This is a genomic window from Pseudomonas sp. B21-015, assembly GCF_024749285.1.
Taxonomy (GTDB): domain Bacteria; phylum Pseudomonadota; class Gammaproteobacteria; order Pseudomonadales; family Pseudomonadaceae; genus Aquipseudomonas.
On record NZ_CP087196.1, the window covers coordinates 3,196,265 to 3,214,782 of the forward strand.

An 18,518-nucleotide genomic window follows, 5' to 3' on the forward strand; every position below is an offset into this window, starting at 1 on the left:
CGCCGGGTGGCAGAAAAGTCAGAGCACCTCCTCAATATAGAAGTGACTTGCGATTGAGCAAATTAAATGGCTGTTCAAGAGGATGGGGGCATGAAGTCTGATCGACCGCGTCATCGTTCTTCGCGAGCAAGCCCTGACATTCAACCAATAACGTCGCCCTTGCAAAGGGTATCCCCCTTCAGCCAAGCAATTCACGCAGGCGATACCAAAACATGCCAAGGGCCAGCAGCGGCGAGCGCAGGACTCGTCCGCCGGGAAAGGTCATGTGCGGCACGGCGCTGAACACGTCCAGCCCCTGGCTGTGCCCGGCGTGAATCGCTTCGGCCAGCAGCCGTGCGCACCAGTGGGTCACGTTCAGGCCATGGCCGGAATAGCCCTGGGCGTAGAACACGTTCGGGTACTGGCTCAAGCGTCCGGCCTGGGGGAAGCGGTTGGCGGTGATGCCGATCTTGCCGCCCCATTGATAGTCGATGCGCACATCCGCCAGTTGCGGGAAGACCTTGAGCATTTTCGGCCGCATGTAGGCACCGATGTCCACCGGATCGCGCCCGGAATAATGGCAGGCACCGCCGAACAGCAAGCGTCGATCCGCTGAGAGTCGGTAGTAGTCGAGGCCGACTTTCTGGTCGCACAGCGCCAGGTTCCGCGGGATCAATTGCGCGGCAACCTCAGGCGCCAAAGGTTCGGTGGCGATGATGTAGCTGCCCGCCGGCAGCACCTTGCCGCTCAGGCGCGGTTCGAGCTCTTCCAGATGCGCGTTACACGCCAACACCAGACGGCCGGCGCGTACCGTGCCGCCCGCGCAGCGAACCTGCACGGTGCTGCCGTGGATCAACTCCAGCACCGGGCTCTGCTCGAAGATCCGCACCCCGAGGGCTTGCGCCAGCCGCGCTTCGCCGAGCACCAGATTGAGCGGATGCAAGTGGCCCGAGCCCATGTCGATCAGGCCGCCGGCATAAAGGTCCGAGCCCACCACTTGCTGGCGGAGTTGCTTGGGGCCGACGAGTCGGGTTTCATGGGCGTAACCCAATTCGGCGAGACTTTGCAGTTCAGCCTTGAACGCCGCGAATTGCGCCGGGGTATTGGCCAGCTCGCAGAAGCCCCAGCGCAGGTCACAATCGATCTCATGTTCACGGATGCGATTACCCACCAGTTCCACGGACTCGATGCCTGCACGCTCCAGATAGCGCACGCCTTCCTCGCCGACATAACGGGCGAAACCGCTGACGTCATGGCCGATGCCTCGGATCAACTGCCCGCCGTTACGACCGCTGGCGCCCCAACCGATCCGCCGGCCCTCCAGCAGAATCACCGAGAGCCCGCGCTGCGCCAGTTCGATCGCGGTATTGACCCCGGTAAAACCGCCGCCGACCACGCAAACATCGGCCTCAAGGTCCGAGTCCAGTGTGGGGCAGGGCGCCATGCCATTGGCCGACGCCGCGTAATAGGAGCGGGCATGTTGGTTGTCGTATTGATTCATTGGTTGGACTTCACTTTGCTCCAGGAACGGGTCATCAGACGCATGATCGCCTGGGGCGGGGTGGTGGAGATGTAAAGTTTGTCGAGGACAGACTGCCGGGATCACTTCATCGGCCGAGTCCATCATCGACACGCCGCATTGGCTGAGTTTCTTCAGGTTTTCGGGTTCGAAAAACACGGCCCAGGAATCGATGTGATCGATGCCCAGCACTTGCTTGACTTTGTCGACGTTGTAGCCGATGCCATTGGTGCCCCACAAATAGGGCACGGAATGCGCGTTCTGCGGATCGTTTTTCTCCAGCAGCGTCAGCAATTTCGGGTCGAGGTTTTTGAAGTTGGGCAATTGCGAGCGATCCAGCTTGAGGAACGCGCCGGCCTTTACCTGGCGCGCGAGAAAGTGGTTGGACGGCACCACCACGTCATACCCGGTGCGGCCGGCGAGCAGTTTGCCCTCCAGGGTTTCGTTGGAGTCGAACACGTCGTAGATCACCTTGATCCCGGTTTTCGCCTGGAAATCGGCGAGGGTGGTGTCGCCGATGTAATCGGTCCAGTTGTAGACGCTCACACTTGGCTGAGCCTGTGCTGCAGTGCTGAACAATACCGCCAGCGCGACCGGAACCACGGATTTCAATAAACGCATATCGACACCTCTTTGAGTTATTCGGTTATTCAGGTGGTGTTCTCTCTGTGAGCGCGGGGTTTTCAGACACTGAGCAGCAGGAACTCGCGCTCCCAGGAACTGATCACGCGTTTGAAATTTTCGTGCTCGGCCCGCTTGACCGCGAAATAACCCCGGACGAATTTGCTACCCAGGTAACGCTCGATGGTTTCGCACTCTTCCATGCGGGTCAGGGCGTCCTCGATGGCGGTCGGCTCGATGGCCCATGGAATGACGTAAACCGCGTCGGCAGCAGGTTTGCAGACCATGTCGATGTCAGCAGGATCGAGCAGGTCGTAGTAGATGTCGTCGTCGACAAAGTCCCCGGTTACCGTTTGCAACAGCACACTTTCCGGCAGGCGCATGCCTCGCCCATGCAAGAACTTGTTGGTGGGTGCAATCTTGCCGCGAGCAATGCTGGTCAAGTCGCTGACCACACACTCGACCTCGGTAATCTTGTGATCTTTCAGCCACGTGAACAGCTGATCGAAAGGGGCATTCACAAAAAACCTCATCGTTGGTTCGATTAACGCCGGGAAGGGCGGCTTCATCCACCGGACACTTCCCCTGTGGCGCGTTGACGACTATCTTGGGTGAGCCGTGGCGTTCCATCTATCCACTTTAAGCAGCACGAAAGCGCACCAAACGAGTGCGTAAGGTCACCCCATGACAGCGTGCAATCCGTTACAGGTTCAAGCCTTCAACACCGCCGACGTGGCCGAGCAGATCCGCGCCACACCGGGTTGGGTGCAGTACTATCAGCAGATACCGGGATGTCGCCCACGCATTGGCTACGCTTGCGCCGGCTCAACAGTGCGCGCCGTGAGTTGCTCAGCCGTACGGCCAGCGATACGACGGTCGCGCAAGTGGCGATGCACTGGTCGTTCTGGCATTTGGGGCGGTTTTCCAGCAGTTATCGCGCGTTATTCCAGGAACTTCCCAGCCAGACGCTCGCTCGCAAATACAGCGGAGGTCATTATGAGTCGGTTACCGTCTTTTAGTCTGTGTGTTGTCATGTCGATGGCCTATACGCAGGTTCAGGCCGAAACGGTCGTGCCCTTGAAGGGGCAGAGCTCGCAACAAATCCAGCTGGACATCAACGATTGTCGCAATGTCGCGGCGAGTCAGAGCGCCTCAACTGCGCCACCCTCGGGCGGGCGACTGCGGGGTGCGGCGGTGGGTGCTGCTGCCGGGGCTGCGGGCGCTGAGGTGCGAGGACGTCAGCATGACGAGTTTTACGATCGGGTCGACGACGATGTGAAGCAGGAATATCGCCAGAACCGTGCCGGGCAAACCGCGGCGGCGGGCGCGGTGGTCGGTGGCGCGCGCCAGCGTCAGGAACGCCGGGCGCAGCAAAAAACCAGCGCGGCGACCAGTTCAACCGCCTATACCAGTTGCCTGCAAGGGCGGGGTTATCAGGTAACGCCCTGAGCACCAGGCGTTCGCTGCCGCTGTTCGATCAGGTGAACCATCAGGTCGGCATACAGCGTGAGGGCGATAAACAGCGCCATGCGCACGACGAAGGCGGTATAGACGTCCTTCCCCACGATACTGTCCTGAACCGACTGGCCCAACAGGATGATCAGCGTGACCAGGCTGTTGAGCCAGAACCCCGGGGTTTGTCGAGTCGGGCTCAGGGCATAGAGCTTGCGCGCCAACAGCAAGCCGAACAGCAGCATCCACAGAAAGAACATCCACAGGTGCACAAACAGGCTGAGCGCGCACCAGAACACAATGGCCAACAGTCCACCCATCAAGGTTGAACCGAGCAGTTCACGACCGGCATTGCGCGTCGTTACCGTCGAACTCTGCTGACCAAGACTGACCGCTTTCAAAATGATCGGCAGATAACTGGCCGGGTCAATCAGCGCCAACAGGAACGCCGGCATCACGATCAGGGTGGCACGCAGCGCTATCCTGGGCACTTCCTGCGCCGGCATCGCGCTGGCGGCGGGTGGGGAGGGCGCATTGGCCGGGTCGGGAAACAGCCAGTGACTGAACGCCACGACGATGACGGCGAGGATCAAGCCCTTGACCAAGGCACCGATGACCATTATCGCCAGATCGAACTCGGCGACGCCGGCCGAGGAAATCATGGTCAGGCCAATGATCAGAAAGGTCACGATCAAAGTGTTGCCGCCGCGTAGCCCAAAACCAAAGGCCAGGAACAGACTGACACCGATCAGCAGCACGCCGCTGAGGGGGTAATAGCGCAGGACCGGGATCAACAACAGGCCGATGCCGGTGGTCAGCATCGCGACCAGCGCAAGCACCAGTCCGGCCTTGAATGGCAGAGGCTTGTTAAGCGTGGCCAACAGCAGCACGGCGAGTACCGGCGCAATGAACGGGATCGGTAGCGCCAGGCCGAAGCTGACGGCCAGGCACAGCGCCGTGCCGATGGCGAGACGCGGCGCCCGTTGGAACCTGGGCGGGTGATCAGTAGGCATAAGACAACCAGCTCATCAGCCAAAAAAACAGGCGTCCCAAGGGATTCAGCGGATTATTTTGCGCAGGGAAGGCCATGACTTCGGCCTGGCCCCCGGCACGAATGGCGCGACTGTCACGTAGCACCTGCATGGCCTCGGCAGAAAACTCGATGATCACCGGGAAACGTTGCGCCGGACGCAACCAGTCGCGGCTGTTTTGCACACTGGGCAAGGTGCCCGGCGCCGGCGTCTGCCCCACGCTGACACCGTAGCCGACACTGCGCACCCGCCCTTCGAAGACCTCGCCCGGCAGCGCGTCCAGCACGATCGCCACCGGGGTCCCGGGTTTGACCCGCCCCAGGTTGTTCTCGGTCATGTCCGCGCTGATCCACACATCGTGAATGGCAATCAAGGTCATGGCCGGAGTCCCGACCGCGGCGAATTGACCGACATCGGTACGCAGATCGGTAATCAGCCCCGCCGAGCGCGCGCGGACCTGGGTGTTGGCCATGTCGAGTTCGGCTTTTGACAACGCGGTGGCGGCGCTACGCAACAGCGCGTTGTCTTCCTCGCTACCGCCTTCCTGTTCCCGTGCGCGTTGAACTTCGGCACGGGCCGCGGCGACCTGGCTGACGGCCTGTTCACGGCTGGCCCGTGAGCCTTCAAGCAGGCGCACGGAAATGGTTCCCCGGTCTTGGCGATACAAGCTTTCAAGGCGTTCGTTATCCTGCCGGGCCTTGAGTTCATTGGCTTGGGCCGCCCGTAACGAGGCTTGCGCGGAGGCAATGCCGGCGGTGCTGGCGCCGATTTGCCGGCGGGTAGACTCAAGATCAGCGCGTGCGCGGTCGGCGGCTATTTGATAGGGCTGCTGATCCACTTCAAACAACACATCGCCTGCCTTGACGTCCTGGTTGTTGCGCACGTTCACGCGGATCACCCGACCGGCCACTTCGGCCGCCACCGGAATGACAAAGGCCCCCACCCGAGCCTGTTGCGTATAGGGCGTGAAACGGTCAGCCGACAAGTACCAGGCCAGGCTCAGGACAATCAGCAGCATCACCCATTTGATGCCTTTCTTCGCAGGGTCGGCAGCCGGCTCGGGCGCTTTGGGGGAGGGCGCCTCGGCGGCGGGTGGCGAGGGTTCACTCATCGGCTTTGACCTTGTCTGACGAAGGATAGGATGCTCGCAAAGGGGCCGGTTCATTCAGCAGGTTGCCCCAGTCGGTGCGGTGTTCCATTTGCTGGCGGGTGCCTGGATCGACAGTCGGCCGGGCGCTGTACCAGCCGCCGCCAAGGGCTTTGTACAGGGCGATCAGGTTGCTCACCGCATTGCTGCGGCTGAGTAGATAATTGTCCTGCTGTTCGAGCAGTGCGCGTTGAGCATCGAGTACGCGCTGGAAGTCCGAATAACCTTCCCGGTATTGGGTGCTGGCCAGGCTCAACGAGCGCTTCGCGGCGACCTGCGCCTCCCGCAGGATGCGCTCGCGTTCCAGTGATTTGGTCAGGCCGCTGGCGGCGTCATCGGCTTCCCGTGCGGCCTGGCGGACTTTGTCGCGATAAACTTCGATCAGTTGCTGCAACCGTGCATCCTGTACCCGCACGTTGTTGCTGATCTGACCGTGGTCAAACAGGTTCCAGCGCAAGCTGGGGCCGCCGACCAGATCCAGGCTGTTGGAGGTGCCGTGCAGTGAGTCGGTTGTCCAGACGATGCTGCCGAGCAAGGTCAGCGACGGATAAAAGTCTGTTTCAGCGACACCGATCAGTGCTGATTGGGCGGCGACATTGAGTTCGGCGGCGCGTACGTCCGGTCGACGCAACAGCAGGCTGGCCGGCACGTCTTGCAGCACGGCCCGGTCAACCAGCGGAATCAGCCCCTGGTTCTCCAGCAGTTGGGGCAGGGCGCTGGGCGGCTGTCCGATCAGCACGGCCAACGCGTTGCGGGTGCGCAGTACTTGCCCCTCAAGCTCCGGGATGCTGCTCAAGGTGCCCAGATACTGGGTCTTGGCTTGTTGCAAATCGAGTTCGGCGCTCTGGCCACTGTTGAACAGTTTCTCGGTGATCTCAAAGTTGCGCTTTTGCTGCTCGGCGTTCTCTCGGGCGACGCGTAAACGCGCTTCGCTGGTGCGCAGCGAGAAGTAAGTGTCGGCCACCTGAGCGCGCAGCAGTACCAGTGCGTCTTCATAGTTGGCTTGAGCCGCGAAGTAACTGGCATCGGACGACTCGATGGCCCGACTGAAACGCCCCCAGAAGTCCAGTTCCCAACCGATGTCAAAGCCCGCACTGTGCTGCCAGAAATGGCTGTCTTGCGGGTTACTCCCGCCGGATTGCTGGCGGTTGAAGTACAGGCTGTCGGCGCTGGCCTGTTGCAGTTGCGGATAGCGTCCGCTTTGGGCAATCCCCAACTGGGCACGGGCTTCCATGACGCGAAGGCCGGCAATTTTCAGGTTTGAATTGTGCGCATCCGATTCGGCAATCAGCGCGTCGAGGACCGGGTCGGCGAACACTTGCCACCACTGGCGAACATCGGGATTGAGGCGTCTTTGGCTGGCCTGTTCGAGCGCAGGGCTGCTCCAGTGTTTTGTCCACGCCTCGCCGGGCGCCTGGAAATCCGGCCCCAGACGTACGCAGCCGCCAAGGCCCAGGGCACCCAGCAGAAGCAGCCGAACCGTACGCGTCAGCATCGCTGCACTACAAGTAGGTCACGGGAAAACCTCATCCGAGCGTCCCCAAATATTGAATGCCCTTTGAGCTACACAAACCCTGTGGGAGCGTGGCTTGCCCGCGAAGAATGCGCCGCGGTTTTTCAGGTATTACGCGTCATCGTTCTTCGCGGGCAAGCCACGCTCCCACAGGTTGTGCGTCTTAACTTACCGGTATCAGGGCTTGAACCGATTCGCTTAGGTTAGTACAGCCCGGACAAACACAAGGTCATATTGGACGATCATGGAACCGACCAACTGCTACGCTTCTGAAAGCTATTTATTCGGGCCAAAAAGAGAAGGGTACGAAGACCATGAGCAGCCCCCAGGACAACATTGCCCCCAGCTCCACCGGTTGGCGCTTCAAAGCAGGCATTGCGATACTCAGTTTGACGCTGCTCTCCTGGCTGATGGTGCCACTCGCCGCCGCCGCGGATGTGCCCGGCCCAAAGATCGCGGCACTGACAGGCATCCTGTTTATCAGCAACAAGATTCTGTTGATCCTCGCCATTGCGGTCATGGGCAAGTCCGGTTTTCAGCAACTCAAACGCAGCGTGTTTGGTTACGTCTCCACGCTTGCACCGACCGCCGACCTGGAAGTAGGCCCGTTTCGCCATAGAATTGGCATGGTGATGTTTTGCCTGCCACTGATCTCATCGTTTCTCGAACCTTACGTAGACACGCTTTGGCCTGGGCTGAGACCGAACCTCTGGCAAGCCCAGGCGTTGGGCGATGCCATGTTGATCGGCAGCTTTTTCGTATTGGGCGGGAATTTTTGGGAGAAGGTCCGTGCCTTGTTTATCCGCACGGCGCGTGTCGTGAATACCAGTACAGTGTGAATCGTAAAACACCACCGGGAGCATCTGCGCAATGACAAAAGAGGGACTCGATACACACAGGCCTGATGCTCTGGCAGTCGTCGCCGCACTCAACCTGGAACCCCACATGGAAGGCGGTTTCTACCGCAGAACCTTTCAGGCGGATCACCGCGCCATGGTTGAAACCGAGGGCGGTCGGCGTTACTTGCTGACCTCCATCTATTACCTGTTGACCAGGGATTCGCCGATTGGCCACTTTCACCTGAATCAATCCGACATCGTGCATTACTACCATCTGGGCGACCCGATTCAGTACAGCCTGATTTCCCCGGACGGCACATTGAAAACCGTGGTGATGGGCAGTGATGTTATTGCGGGGCAGTGCTTGCAGCTGCATGTGCCGGGCGGCGTCTGGAAGGCTTCGCAACTGATGGATGGCTCGGCGGGCTACGGCTTGATCAGTGAAGCCGTATCACCGGGGTTTGATTACGCGGATATGGAGTTGGGGACCCGGCGCAAGCTCGGCGAATCGTTTCCCGAGCATTCGCAATTATTTGAAAAGCTGACCCAGGATCAGGGGGCAGAAATGATCCCGTGATCGATCGCGTATTTTACGAGGGCGGCGGGTTTGTCGATGTTGAGCTTGCGGCGGATGCTCAGGCGATGGGTTTCCACCGTCCGGACACTGATGTCCAGCTCGCGAGCCATTTCCTTGTTGTTCAACCCCTGAACCATCTTGTACAGCACCCGGCTCTCGCGCGGTGTCAGTTCGTTGTCGGTACTTTTGTCGGCGATGAGCCGTTGCGCAATTTCGGCACTGTAGAACGTCCCGCCACTGACAATGGCTTCGATTGCCGCAATGATTTCCCGCGAAGGCGCGTTCTTCAGCACATAGCCGCTGGCACCCGAGCGAACGGATTCACTGACGTATTCATAGTTGTCGTACATGCTCAGCACCAGCACTTTGAGCGACGGGTACTGGCTGCGTAACAGCCGGGTCAGCTCAAGCCCGTTGATGTCCTTCAGGCTGATGTCGACCAGCAACAGATCCGGCTGGCAGCGCCCGACCATCTCAATGGCATCGGCGCCATTCTCGGCTTCGCCCACCACTTCCAACGGCGTCATGACCCCCAGCAGCGATTTGATCCCGTCGCGGACCAGGGAGTGATCGTCGACCAGGGCGACGCGGATCGGGTAGGGCAGGTTCATCGCAGGCATTCACTCTAATTGTCATAGGGGTGAGTCAGCGTTCTGTAGCGGGCAGTTTCATTGGCAGCAGCACGTCCAGCTCACTTCTTCCTGGCATTGAAGTCAGGTCGAATCGACCGCCAAAATGCTCGACACGTTCACGGATATTGCGCAGGCCAATGCCGGCGTGACGACGCTCGACCTGGGCGACGTTGAAACCGATGCCGTCACATACCGTGCCATTGATGATGGCGTGCGGTGCGCGCCTGCCGTTGGCCTGGAATGGTTACGCAAGGCGGTTTGCGAGTACATCGAGGACGAATACGGTCACGAGCAATGGGTACTCGACGACATCGCCGCCTGCGGTGGTGACAAGGATGCGGTGCGAGATGGCCGTCCATCCTTGCCGATCGAGCTGATGGTCAGTTTCCTCTACGACCTGATAGCCCGGGACAACCCGGTCGGTCTGTTTGGCATGGTCAACGTACTTGAAGGCACCAGCATCGCCCTGGCCACCCATGCCGCCGGGATCAATCACTTCGCCATGCTCGAACAGCTGGATGACAGTGATATCAACGCGATGCTGGCGGTGAACATCAGCGCGCCGATCTGCCTGACCAAAACCTTGCTGCCACTGCTCAAGCAAGCCGAGAGCGCGATGGTGGTGAACGTCGGGTCGACCTATGGCTCGATCGGCTATCCCGGTTATGCCAGTTATTGCGCCACCAAGTTCGCTCCCCGCGCCACCTGAGCATGATCGTCTTTTCGAGCGTTTCTATAGCCGCAAAAATGATCAGGGGGCAGGGCTGGGACTGACCATCGTGCAGGCCATCGCGGCCCGCTTGGGGGGACAGATCCGATTGGAGAATCGCAGCTCTGGAGGTCTGCGGGCCACCTTGGAAATCTGGCGATTTTAGCCTGAGTGTTCACATTTAAAGCGAAGCTTTTGGTCAAACTACAAGCGCATGATGCAAGTTTTGGCGCATTGCGGCCAGAGCCACCTATGCTCTGAGCAAGGTCATCGATAAATGTCAGCTGGAGCATGGTCTGGCTCGGCGATATGCCGTTGGGACAGAGCAAACCCACATCAGGCACACGAACTTCCGGTCAGTTCGATAATGCCTGGATTCAAGCCATTTGACCGGAAACATGACCTGGCGCTTCTGACGCCCTGCAACCGAAAAAATGACTTAAACCATGGAGCACACACCACTATGAACTTGTCCCGAAAACTGTTTATTGGCGCTGCACTGGCCAGCCTGCTACTGGGCGGTTGCACCTCGAAAGTCACCGAGCGTGAGCAGTATTCCGGCTTCCTGTCCAACTACAACAACTTGCAAGAGGTCACCACCACCAGCGGCGAAAAAGCCATGCGGTGGGTGAGCCCGTCCTGGAATCCAAATGCCTATAACACCGTGGCCTTCAACAAGCTGGAGCTCTACCCGGCGCCCAAGCCGAACGAGCGGGTTAACCGGCAAACCCTGGACGAGTTGCAGAACTACATGACCAGCAAGGCCAAAGGCGTTCTGGGCCAGAAATATCGGGTTGTGTCGAGCGCAAAATCAGCACCTGCCGGTTCAAAGACCTTGATCATGCGCGCGGCGATCACCGGGGTGAATGCCGAAAACGAAGGCATGAAGTGGTATGAAGTGGTTCCGATCGCCGCCGTCGTGGGAGGTGTTTCCGCTGCCAGTGGTCATCGTGATCAGGAGACCACTCTGTTCATTGAGGCGGAGTTTGTCGACGCCAGCAGCAACCAGACCGTGGCCAAAGTCGTGCGCAAGGTCTTTGGCAGCACACTGGAAAACACCAGCCAGAAAGTCACCACCAAGGATTTCAAAGTGGCGATCGACAAGCTGACCAGTGATTTGCAAGCTTTCATCAAGTAACTGAAAGCAATGCGTCAGCAGGTTTTTTGAGATTGGGCGGAGAAAGATCAGAAACCCGCTGCCATAGCTTAAGAAAATGACACCGGGATTCGTTGTCGTACCTATCACCCCTCATGCAGAAGGATCGCTTCTGCATGAGGGGAGCAACGACTTCATCCCGGCGTGGGCAAGCCTCGCTACTCCTGATCAGCAGTGACCATCTTCCAACTGTCATCTGGATCAAAGCGCTTCATCGACTGAGCCAATTTTTCACTATTGGGTCCCAAGTCTTTTTCGAACACCTGTCCTTCATGACTGATCATAAAACTCATCACCCCGGTGTCATCGTATTTTGCCGGCCAGGCGATCAGTGCAAAGCCTCGGCTCATCTTGTCACCGATGTAGTAGCTGTAGGCGCCACCAGGTGCCGAAGGACCTTGGCCATCGAGGATGCGGAAGTGGTAACCATGCCAGTCTTCGCCGGCAATGGTATTGCCGAACGAGGGACCTAACGGGCTGATCTGACCGCTATCGTCGTCTGCCCAATAGAGTCCATCGTGCTTGCCGGGGGTGCTGAAGAGATTCTGCGCGTACTCGAGTGCGCCATCGCCATCACGATCCACTGACGCATAGTCCATCTGGGCATCATGATAGGTCAGCACCGATTGCAATGCGGCGAGTTCATTGCGGCCAATTCGACGCGCACGGACTTCAGCGCTACCGGCCTTGATGTCGAAGTGCCAACCGTTTGCGCTTTTTATCATGGGTATGGGCAGTATCCAATGATCACTGCCGACCGAAAGGATCGCCTTGCGGTCGTTGGTTTTTTCAATGGCGTGTTGCTCGCGGTATTGCTTCAAAAACGCATCCACATCACTGCGCTGCACGCCATTACGCGGAATGAAACTGCGCCATTCATGACCCAGCAGCTCTGTCAGGCGTGCCTGATCGACATGTTCCGTGCCCAGTGCTTCGACGAACGCTTGAGCGGCCTTTTCGGGCGTTGTAAATGCCTGCTGTGCCGTAACAATGCACGACCACGCCAGGCCGGCAACTATCGCCAGGACATGGGGGAGCAAGCCCATGAGTGCCTTCACTCGAGGATTTTTTTTCAACGACGGCCCCCCCTTTGACGCGCAGGTGGATTGGACGGCCGACTGACCTGATGGCTGGCTGGTCGCGAGGCGCTGGGGCGCTGGGCGGATGCCTGGCTGGCCCGGCCACGACTGGCTTGTGCGTTGACCTGGGACGGTGAACGCGCGCCGGCGAATGCATTGTTGCGAGCACTGCCTGGACTGGCGGATGGCTGTTTTTTCGTTGTTTGGCGTGCCTGCGTGTTGCTCTGTGCGCGCTGACTCTCCCGAGTGTTTCTGGCAGTGTTCTGGCTCCTGTCAGACGACTTCGGTCTGTCTGTACCTGCTCGATTGCCAGCCGAGATACCGGACTGGGCATTGCGCGCTGAATCACGGGCTTCGCGGTTGCTGGTGGCAGGTCGTTCGATACCGTGCTTGTCCATTGAACCACGGGCTTTTTCACGGGCCTGGGCTCGCTGAGCATTGTCCCCTCGATAGGCCTCACGCTGATTGGCGCCGTCCAGTTGTCGGCCGTACTGTTCGCGGCTCCTGCTGTCTCGATAGGGAACGCCATCGCGATGAGCGGCGTTGTGCTGCCACTTGTTCTGATTATTGGTGATCTGATTATTGCGATTGATGTTGTTGTAGCGTTCGACGTTGATGTCGACATCGTTACCGCCCCAGTTACTTTCACCCCACAACGAGCCGATGATAGCCACACCGGTACCAAACGCCAGCCCAGCCATCAATGCTGAACCTGGGTAATAGGCTGGCGGCGGTGGATAGTACGCGGGAGGCGACGCCGGATAGGGCCAGGTGCCGTAGGTTGTTGTCGGGTTATAACTGGGTACGTAAACCACCTGCGGATCAGAGGGCTGAATGATGATAGTGGAGGTGCTGCCGGCAGAGGCCGGTGCCGCGACAGGCTGAACCGTCACGTTCTGATATTGATTGCTCTGCAGGTTGCCAGCTGCTTGCGCCTGATGACGCAAACGTTGCACGCCCACCATGACATCGTCAGGCTGCGCCAGGAAGGCGTCACCCAGGCGTTGCACCCAGACGGGATCCTGTCCCAGCATTGCCAGAACTTGTGGGAAGGCGACCAGCGACTGCACGCTCGGATCCCAGGGCTGGCTCGCCACTTGTTTGACTGCATCATCGCCCTTGGCGTCCGGGTGTGCTTTAGACCAAGTTACCGCCTCGGCGACTTCTCCGGGGTACGTGGTGGCCATCAGTACCTGGGCCAGCAGCGGGTCCGGGTAAAGCGCAATGGGAGCCAGCACTTGATCCAGCTGCTCTTGGGTAAACACGACATCTTTGTTCGGCGTCGTGACGGGCGCTGTATTGCCAGCTTTTACTGTCGCGGTTGGGGTCGCATCCAATGACTGCGCCAGACAGGAAGATCCGCTCAAAAACAGGGCAGCTGACACCGCGTAAAATAATGGAATGTGCATTGCACCCCCATGTGATCAGGCAGGTTGGTCAAACAGAGAATCCGGTTTATTCGAAGTGTTCGGGATTGACCGGGTCCCCCGACTTCCTGTTCATCTGTACTCGCACATCTTCGAACATCAAATCGTAGTGCTTGTGAATCGAGCCGATGTTGCTGTACGCCTTGGGAATGCCGTACTTCTCGGCAATTTTCGTCACATTGCTGGCGAAGTTGTAGGCCTGATCCTTGGGCAGGAAGAACGGTTCGTTCAGCGCCTTGTCCTGGATGCTGCCATGCATGGTGAACAGCATCCCTTTGCCTTCCTTAGGGTCCTGGCTGACTTCATAGTCGATATACACGTCGTAGCTGACATCATCCTTGTTCAGCGCATGACGCTCGATGTGCAGGTGACCGGGTTCGAACGTGGCCATTGGCGTTTTCTCCTTCGAAGGCAGTGGAAAGGGGGCAGACGTTATATCTGCCCGCCGTGTCTTTATAGGTAGAGGATGCCGGGTTTCTCCGTACTGATACGAGTGCCGGCCTTGCCCTGGACGATCGCTTCGATGTCCTGGAGTGAGCCGATTACCGCTACTTTTCCAGTATGGCGGGCGAACTCGCAGGCCGCCTGGACCTTTGGCCCCATGGAGCCAGCCGCGAAACCGAGTTTTTCCATTTCATCCGGGTGCGCCTGGGCGATGGCTTTCTGGGTCGGTTTGCCAAAATCGATGAACGCCGCGTTGACGTCGGTGGCGATCACCAATAGATCGCTTTCAAGCTGTTCGGCCAGCAGCGCCGAGCACAGGTCCTTGTCGATCACCGCTTCCACGCCTTGCAATTTGCCGCTGGCGTCGTACATCGTCGGGATGCCGCCACCGCCGGCGCAAATCACGATGCTGCCTTTGTCCAGCAGCCACTTGATCGGGCGGATTTCGAAGATGCGTTTGGGTTTCGGGCTGGCGACCACACGACGAAACTTGTCGCCGTCCGGGGCGATGGCCCAGCCTTTCTCGGCGGCGAGTTTCTCCGCTTCAGCCTTGGTATAGACGGGGCCGATGGGTTTGCTGGGCTTCTGGAACGCCGGGTCGTTGGGGTCGACTTCGACTTGGGTCAGCAGGGTGGCGAACGGGACTTCGAAGTCCAGCAGGTTGCCCAGTTCCTGTTCAATGATGTAGCCGATCATGCCTTCGGTTTCAGCGCCCAGCACGTCCAGCGGATAAGGGCTGACTGAGGTGTAGGCCGCCGCTTGCAGCGACAGCAGGCCGACCTGCGGACCATTGCCGTGAGCGATCACCAGTTGGTTGCCGGGATGGACCTTGGCGATCTGTTCGGTAGCGGTCCGGATGTTGGTACGCTGGTTGTCCGCGGTCATGGGTTCACCCCGGCGGAGCAGGGCGTTACCGCCCAAAGCAACGACGATACGCATAATGCAGTCCTTCTCAGCAGAGGTTGCGGGCGATTTGGCCCCGGTTGGAACTCGGTCAATGTGGGACTTTGTTCCTGCAGGAGGAACCGGATCGATCCTTAGAGATCAGCCAGGGTCGACACCAGAATCGCCTTGATGGTGTGCATGCGGTTTTCCGCTTGCTCGAAGGCGATGCAGGCGGGCGACTCGAACACGTCGTCGGTCACTTCGATGCCGTTGCTCAGGTTTGGGTATTGCTCGGCAATCTCTTTGCCGACCTTGGTGTCGCTGTTGTGAAAGGCCGGCAGGCAGTGCATGAACCTGGTGCGCGGGTTGCCGGTGGCTTTCATCAGGTCGGCGTTGACCTGGTACGGCAGCAATTGCTTGATACGCTCGCCCCAGGCGCCCACGGGTTCCCCCATCGATACCCAGACGTCGGTGTGGATGAAGTCCACACCTTTGACCGCAGCTTTCGGGTCTTCAGTGAGGGTGAGGCGCGCGCCGCTTTCCTCTGCATATTTTTTACAACGGGCCACCAGGTCATCTGCCGGCCAGAGGGCTTTTGGCGCAGCGATGCGCACGTCCATGCCCAGTTTGGCGCCGATCAGCAGCAGCGAATTGCCCATGTTGTTACGCGCATCGCCGAGGTAGGCGTAGCTGATTTCGTGGATCGGTTTGTCGCTGTGTTCACGCATGGTCAGCACGTCGGCGATCATTTGCGTCGGGTGGTATTCATCGGTCAGACCGTTGAACACCGGCACGCCGGCAAACTTGGCCAGCTCTTCGGCAATTTCCTGCTTAAAACCCCGGTACTCGATGGCGTCGAACATCCGTCCCAGCACGCGAGCGGTGTCCTTCATGCTTTCCTTGTGACCGATTTGCGAAGAGCTCGGGTCGATGTAGGTGACGTGGGCACCCTGGTCATGGGCGGCGACTTCGAAGGCGCAACGGGTACGGGTCGAGGTTTTTTCGAAGATCAGCGCGATGTTGTTGCCTTTGAGGTGCTGCTGCTCGGTGCCGGTGTATTTGGCGCGTTTGAGGTCGCGGGAGAGGTCCAACAGGTAACGCAATTCGCGAGGGGTATGGTGTTCCAGGCTCAGCAGATTGCGGTTGTGAATGTTGAAAGCCATTTTCGATCTCCTTTGATTTCGGTTGTCCCCTCGGCCGCACTCGATAAGTGGGCCGAGGTGGGCAAATTAATAGTCGATAGGGTCGCGAATGATCGGGCAGGTCATGCAGTGGCCACCGCCACGCCCGCGACCGAGTTCGCCAGCGGTGATGGTGATGACTTCTATGCCGGCCTTGCGCAGCAGGGTGTTGGTGTAGGTATTGCGGTCGTAACCGATGACCACGCCCGGCTCCACGGCCACCACATTGTTGCCGTCGTCCCATTGCTCGCGTTCGGCGGCGAAGCTGTTGCCGCCGGTTTCGACGACACGCAGGGCGGGCAGGTTAAGGGCCTGGGCTACGGTGTCGAGGAAGCTGGTTTCTTCACGGCGGACGTCGATGCCGCCCGGTTTGCTGTCGTCAGGGCGCAGGCTGAAGGCGACGATCTGCTTCACCACTTCGGGGAAGATCGTGACCAGGTCGCGGTCGCAGAAGCTGAATACGGTGTCCAGGTGCATCGCTGCACGGGATTTCGGCATGCCGGCGACGATCACACGCTCCACCGCTTTGTTCTTGAACAGGTTGACCGCTAATTGACCGATGGCCTGGCGGGACGTGCGTTCGCCCATGCCGATCAACACCACGCCGTTGCCGATCGGCATCACGTCGCCGCCCTCAAGGGTGGCGCTGCCGTGTTCCTGATCCGGGTCGCCGTACCAGATCTGGAAGTCGGTGCTGGTGAACTGCGGGTGGAATTTGTAGATGGCGGTGGTCAGCAGGGTTTCCTGACGGCGTGCCGGCCAGTACATCGGGTTGAGCGTCACGCCGCCGTAGATCCAGCAGGTGGTGTCGCGGGTGAACTGGGTGTTGGGCAGCGGCGGCAGAATGAAGCTGGAATGACCGAGAAATTCGCGGAACATCTGAATGGTCTTGCCGCCGAAACTGTCCGGCAGGTCATCGGCGGAGACGCCGCCAATGAGGAATTCGGCAATCTTGCGCGGCTCCAGGCTGCGCAGCCAGGAACAGGTTTCGTTGACCAGCCCAAGGCCGACCGAGTTGGCGGTGATCTTGCGCTCCAGAATCCAGTCCAGCGCTTCTGGAATCGCGACGATATCGGTCAGCAGGTTGTGCATTTCCAGCACGTCGACGTTGCGTTCGCGCAACTTGGTAACGAAATCGAAATGGTCGCGTTTGGCCTGGGCGACCCACAGCACATCATCGAACAGCAGTTCGTCGCAGTTGTTCGGGGTCAGCCGCTGATGAGCCAGGCCGGGGGAACAAACCATGACTTTGCGCAGTTTGCCGGCTTCGGAATGGACGCCGTACTTAACTTTCTCCTTGGTCATTGCCGTGTTCCTCCAGATGACAAATTATTCGGTGGTTAAAGGGTCAGGAAGCCGTCCTGCCGTCTGTAGGCAGCCACCGGAGCGGCGGCGAAAATAAGCTTCTCGACGTTGGTGAAACCGGTTTGATGACTTCAAGCCTGGCCTTGGCGAACAGGATCGCGCCGGGCACATACAGCCGGGGGGAACCGATCATCGAACCGCCCACCCAAGCAACCAGTGCGCCGAGTTTCGATTTTTCGGTGGATTCAGACATTGCATGACTCCAATGCAGGGCAAAAAAACAGGTTAAGTTCGTTAACTGTTCAATCAACTGCCTTAGATCAATAGCATGGCAACGTTTTATTGCTAACTACACTTACCCACCTTCAATAAAAAATGCACTGTTAAAGCGGTATTTAAACGCTAGTTTACTTTCTTGTTTTGGCAAGTATTTATTTCTGCTTTCTGGGTGTCGCGATCTTATTTGTAATTAGCGGAAAAACAGAGGGTTTGTCCGCCTCCATATAGTGATTAGCTATAAATAAAAATGACCTTAATTCAATGCCAATAGCTAAGCGTTATTACGCTTCGCTTGTTAAATTAAAACAATTATATGACGTTCCCGCAGTAGCAGTCGCACTAGGCAGAGCGAGCTCAGCACGTCGCAGGCCGTCCATTTTCTGGTGATGACGCGGGGTCAAGGAGGCGGCGCACATCAAGAAAACTCCAAGGGGGGAGGGCATCTCCAGAAAGTCCGCGTCTGTCATGCTTTTATTTGTTCAATAAAAACCATCGTGGCGGGCCTTTTGCGGCAAACAAATCACCAAGTTTCTATTTCATGCTTACTTTTTTGTCATAGACCTTGCCAGTCTTGATAGTTGCAAGTCTTACCCAATAAACCTTTGCTTGAAAAAGTAATCATTCATGCCCGATGCGTATGAATTAAGAGTCGCCGGAGGGCTGAGGTGCTTTGTGACTATTAAGTAGTCTGATGAGGGCAAAAATTAAGAGCATGCCAATGTTTTGTTTTTCTTTTTCCAAGT

17 protein-coding genes and 7 pseudogenes are annotated in these 18,518 nt (G+C 58.5%); 9 read left to right on the forward strand and 15 right to left on the reverse strand.

All coding sequences use genetic code 11. The features are described from left to right. Positions 1-178 precede the first annotated feature (178 nt). The 3 genes and pseudogenes from LOY38_RS14180 to LOY38_RS14190 all read right to left on the reverse strand — a co-directional run. Positions 179-2,119 (reverse strand): FAD-dependent oxidoreductase, encoded by a 1,941-nt coding sequence (locus LOY38_RS14180; protein WP_408980612.1) that lies wholly within the window; start codon positions 2,117-2,119, stop codon positions 179-181. 62 nt (positions 2,120-2,181) lie between these two features. Next, the gene (locus LOY38_RS30345) at positions 2,182-2,322 is read right to left on the reverse strand and encodes a hypothetical protein (protein ID WP_408980631.1); all 141 of its coding nucleotides are present in this window, start codon (positions 2,320-2,322) and stop codon (positions 2,182-2,184) included. A gap of 18 nt (positions 2,323-2,340) precedes the next feature. After that, positions 2,341-2,652 (reverse strand): annotated as a pseudogene (locus LOY38_RS14190) (glutamine synthetase); the annotation flags it as partial. 246 nt (positions 2,653-2,898) lie between these two features. Here LOY38_RS14190 and LOY38_RS14195 point away from each other — a divergent pair. Both LOY38_RS14195 and LOY38_RS14200 read left to right on the forward strand, forming a co-directional pair. After that, positions 2,899-3,138, forward strand: a pseudogene (locus LOY38_RS14195) (helix-turn-helix domain-containing protein); the annotation flags it as partial. A 13-nt stretch (positions 3,139-3,151) separates the two neighbouring features. Next, a complete protein-coding gene (locus LOY38_RS14200; RefSeq protein WP_258700569.1) occupies positions 3,152-3,568 on the forward strand; it encodes a YMGG-like glycine zipper-containing protein in 417 nt (138 codons plus the stop codon). On the opposite strand, the gene LOY38_RS14205 is transcribed toward LOY38_RS14200, so the two are convergent. The 3 genes from LOY38_RS14205 to LOY38_RS14215 are packed head-to-tail and all read right to left on the reverse strand — an operon-like array spanning position 3,553 to position 7,244. After that, complete coding sequence (locus tag LOY38_RS14205; RefSeq protein ID WP_258700570.1) at positions 3,553-4,584, reverse strand: DUF2955 domain-containing protein; 1,032 nt, start codon at positions 4,582-4,584, stop codon at positions 3,553-3,555. The genes LOY38_RS14200 and LOY38_RS14205 overlap by 16 nt on opposite strands. Continuing rightward, complete coding sequence (locus tag LOY38_RS14210) at positions 4,574-5,713, reverse strand: HlyD family secretion protein (protein WP_258700571.1); 1,140 nt, start codon at positions 5,711-5,713, stop codon at positions 4,574-4,576. The genes LOY38_RS14205 and LOY38_RS14210 overlap by 11 nt, the downstream gene beginning before the upstream one ends. Beyond that, on the reverse strand, positions 5,706-7,244 hold the full coding sequence (locus LOY38_RS14215; RefSeq protein ID WP_258700572.1) for an efflux transporter outer membrane subunit: 1,539 nt from the start codon (positions 7,242-7,244) through the stop codon (positions 5,706-5,708). Before LOY38_RS14215 ends, LOY38_RS14210 begins: the two co-directional genes overlap by 8 nt. Before the next feature lie 332 nt (positions 7,245-7,576). On the opposite strand from LOY38_RS14215, the gene LOY38_RS14220 reads away from it, so the two are divergent. Continuing rightward, complete coding sequence (locus LOY38_RS14220) at positions 7,577-8,101, forward strand: transporter suffix domain-containing protein (protein ID WP_258700573.1); 525 nt, start codon at positions 7,577-7,579, stop codon at positions 8,099-8,101. A 31-nt stretch (positions 8,102-8,132) separates the two neighbouring features. Continuing rightward, the gene (locus LOY38_RS14225) at positions 8,133-8,678 is read left to right on the forward strand and encodes a cupin domain-containing protein (protein WP_258700574.1); all 546 of its coding nucleotides are present in this window, start codon (positions 8,133-8,135) and stop codon (positions 8,676-8,678) included. Here LOY38_RS14225 and LOY38_RS14230 read toward each other — a convergent pair. Both LOY38_RS14230 and LOY38_RS14235 read right to left on the reverse strand, forming a co-directional pair. After that, complete coding sequence (locus LOY38_RS14230; protein ID WP_258700575.1) at positions 8,654-9,289, reverse strand: response regulator transcription factor; 636 nt, start codon at positions 9,287-9,289, stop codon at positions 8,654-8,656. The two genes, LOY38_RS14225 and LOY38_RS14230, sit on opposite strands and share 25 nt — an antisense overlap. A gap of 34 nt (positions 9,290-9,323) precedes the next feature. Then, a pseudogene (locus tag LOY38_RS14235) lies at positions 9,324-9,497 on the reverse strand (histidine kinase); the annotation flags it as partial. 1 nt (position 9,498) lies between these two features. Here LOY38_RS14235 and LOY38_RS14240 point away from each other — a divergent pair. The 5 genes and pseudogenes from LOY38_RS14240 to LOY38_RS14260 form a co-directional block, all read left to right on the forward strand. Continuing rightward, a pseudogene (locus LOY38_RS14240) lies at positions 9,499-9,797 on the forward strand (iron-containing redox enzyme family protein); the annotation flags it as partial. Beyond that, positions 9,771-10,010 (forward strand): annotated as a pseudogene (locus LOY38_RS14245) (SDR family NAD(P)-dependent oxidoreductase); the annotation flags it as partial. The pseudogenes LOY38_RS14240 and LOY38_RS14245, both read left to right, overlap by 27 nt. Positions 10,011-10,017: 7 nt before the next feature. Continuing rightward, positions 10,018-10,185: pseudogene (locus LOY38_RS14250) on the forward strand (ATP-binding protein); the annotation flags it as partial. 61 nt (positions 10,186-10,246) lie between these two features. Further along, positions 10,247-10,435 (forward strand): annotated as a pseudogene (locus LOY38_RS14255) (transporter); the annotation flags it as partial. Between the two features lie 47 nt (positions 10,436-10,482). Then, positions 10,483-11,157, forward strand: a complete 675-nt coding sequence (locus tag LOY38_RS14260; RefSeq protein ID WP_258700576.1) for a DUF3313 domain-containing protein — start codon at positions 10,483-10,485, stop codon at positions 11,155-11,157. A gap of 176 nt (positions 11,158-11,333) precedes the next feature. Here LOY38_RS14260 and LOY38_RS14265 read toward each other — a convergent pair whose 3' ends face one another. From LOY38_RS14265 to LOY38_RS14295, 7 genes are all read right to left on the reverse strand, one after another. After that, on the reverse strand, positions 11,334-12,221 hold the full coding sequence (locus tag LOY38_RS14265; RefSeq protein WP_258700727.1) for a DUF2950 domain-containing protein: 888 nt from the start codon (positions 12,219-12,221) through the stop codon (positions 11,334-11,336). Between the two features lie 26 nt (positions 12,222-12,247). Next, a complete protein-coding gene (locus tag LOY38_RS14270) occupies positions 12,248-13,663 on the reverse strand; it encodes a DUF3300 domain-containing protein (protein ID WP_258700577.1) in 1,416 nt (471 codons plus the stop codon). Positions 13,664-13,709: 46 nt separating this feature from the next. After that, positions 13,710-14,072, reverse strand: coding sequence for a DUF5064 family protein (locus LOY38_RS14275; RefSeq protein WP_258700578.1), 363 nt, complete (start codon positions 14,070-14,072; stop codon positions 13,710-13,712). 62 nt (positions 14,073-14,134) lie between these two features. Further along, complete coding sequence (gene arcC, locus LOY38_RS14280; protein ID WP_258700579.1) at positions 14,135-15,064, reverse strand: carbamate kinase; 930 nt, start codon at positions 15,062-15,064, stop codon at positions 14,135-14,137. A 98-nt stretch (positions 15,065-15,162) separates the two neighbouring features. Further along, the gene (locus LOY38_RS14285; RefSeq protein ID WP_258700580.1) at positions 15,163-16,173 is read right to left on the reverse strand and encodes an ornithine carbamoyltransferase; all 1,011 of its coding nucleotides are present in this window, start codon (positions 16,171-16,173) and stop codon (positions 15,163-15,165) included. A gap of 66 nt (positions 16,174-16,239) precedes the next feature. After that, positions 16,240-17,496, reverse strand: a complete 1,257-nt coding sequence (gene arcA / locus LOY38_RS14290; protein WP_258700581.1) for an arginine deiminase — start codon at positions 17,494-17,496, stop codon at positions 16,240-16,242. A gap of 43 nt (positions 17,497-17,539) precedes the next feature. Beyond that, positions 17,540-17,749: a hypothetical protein gene (locus LOY38_RS14295; RefSeq protein WP_408980613.1), complete on the reverse strand. Its 210-nt coding sequence runs from the start codon at positions 17,747-17,749 to the stop codon at positions 17,540-17,542. Positions 17,750-18,518 lie beyond the last annotated feature (769 nt).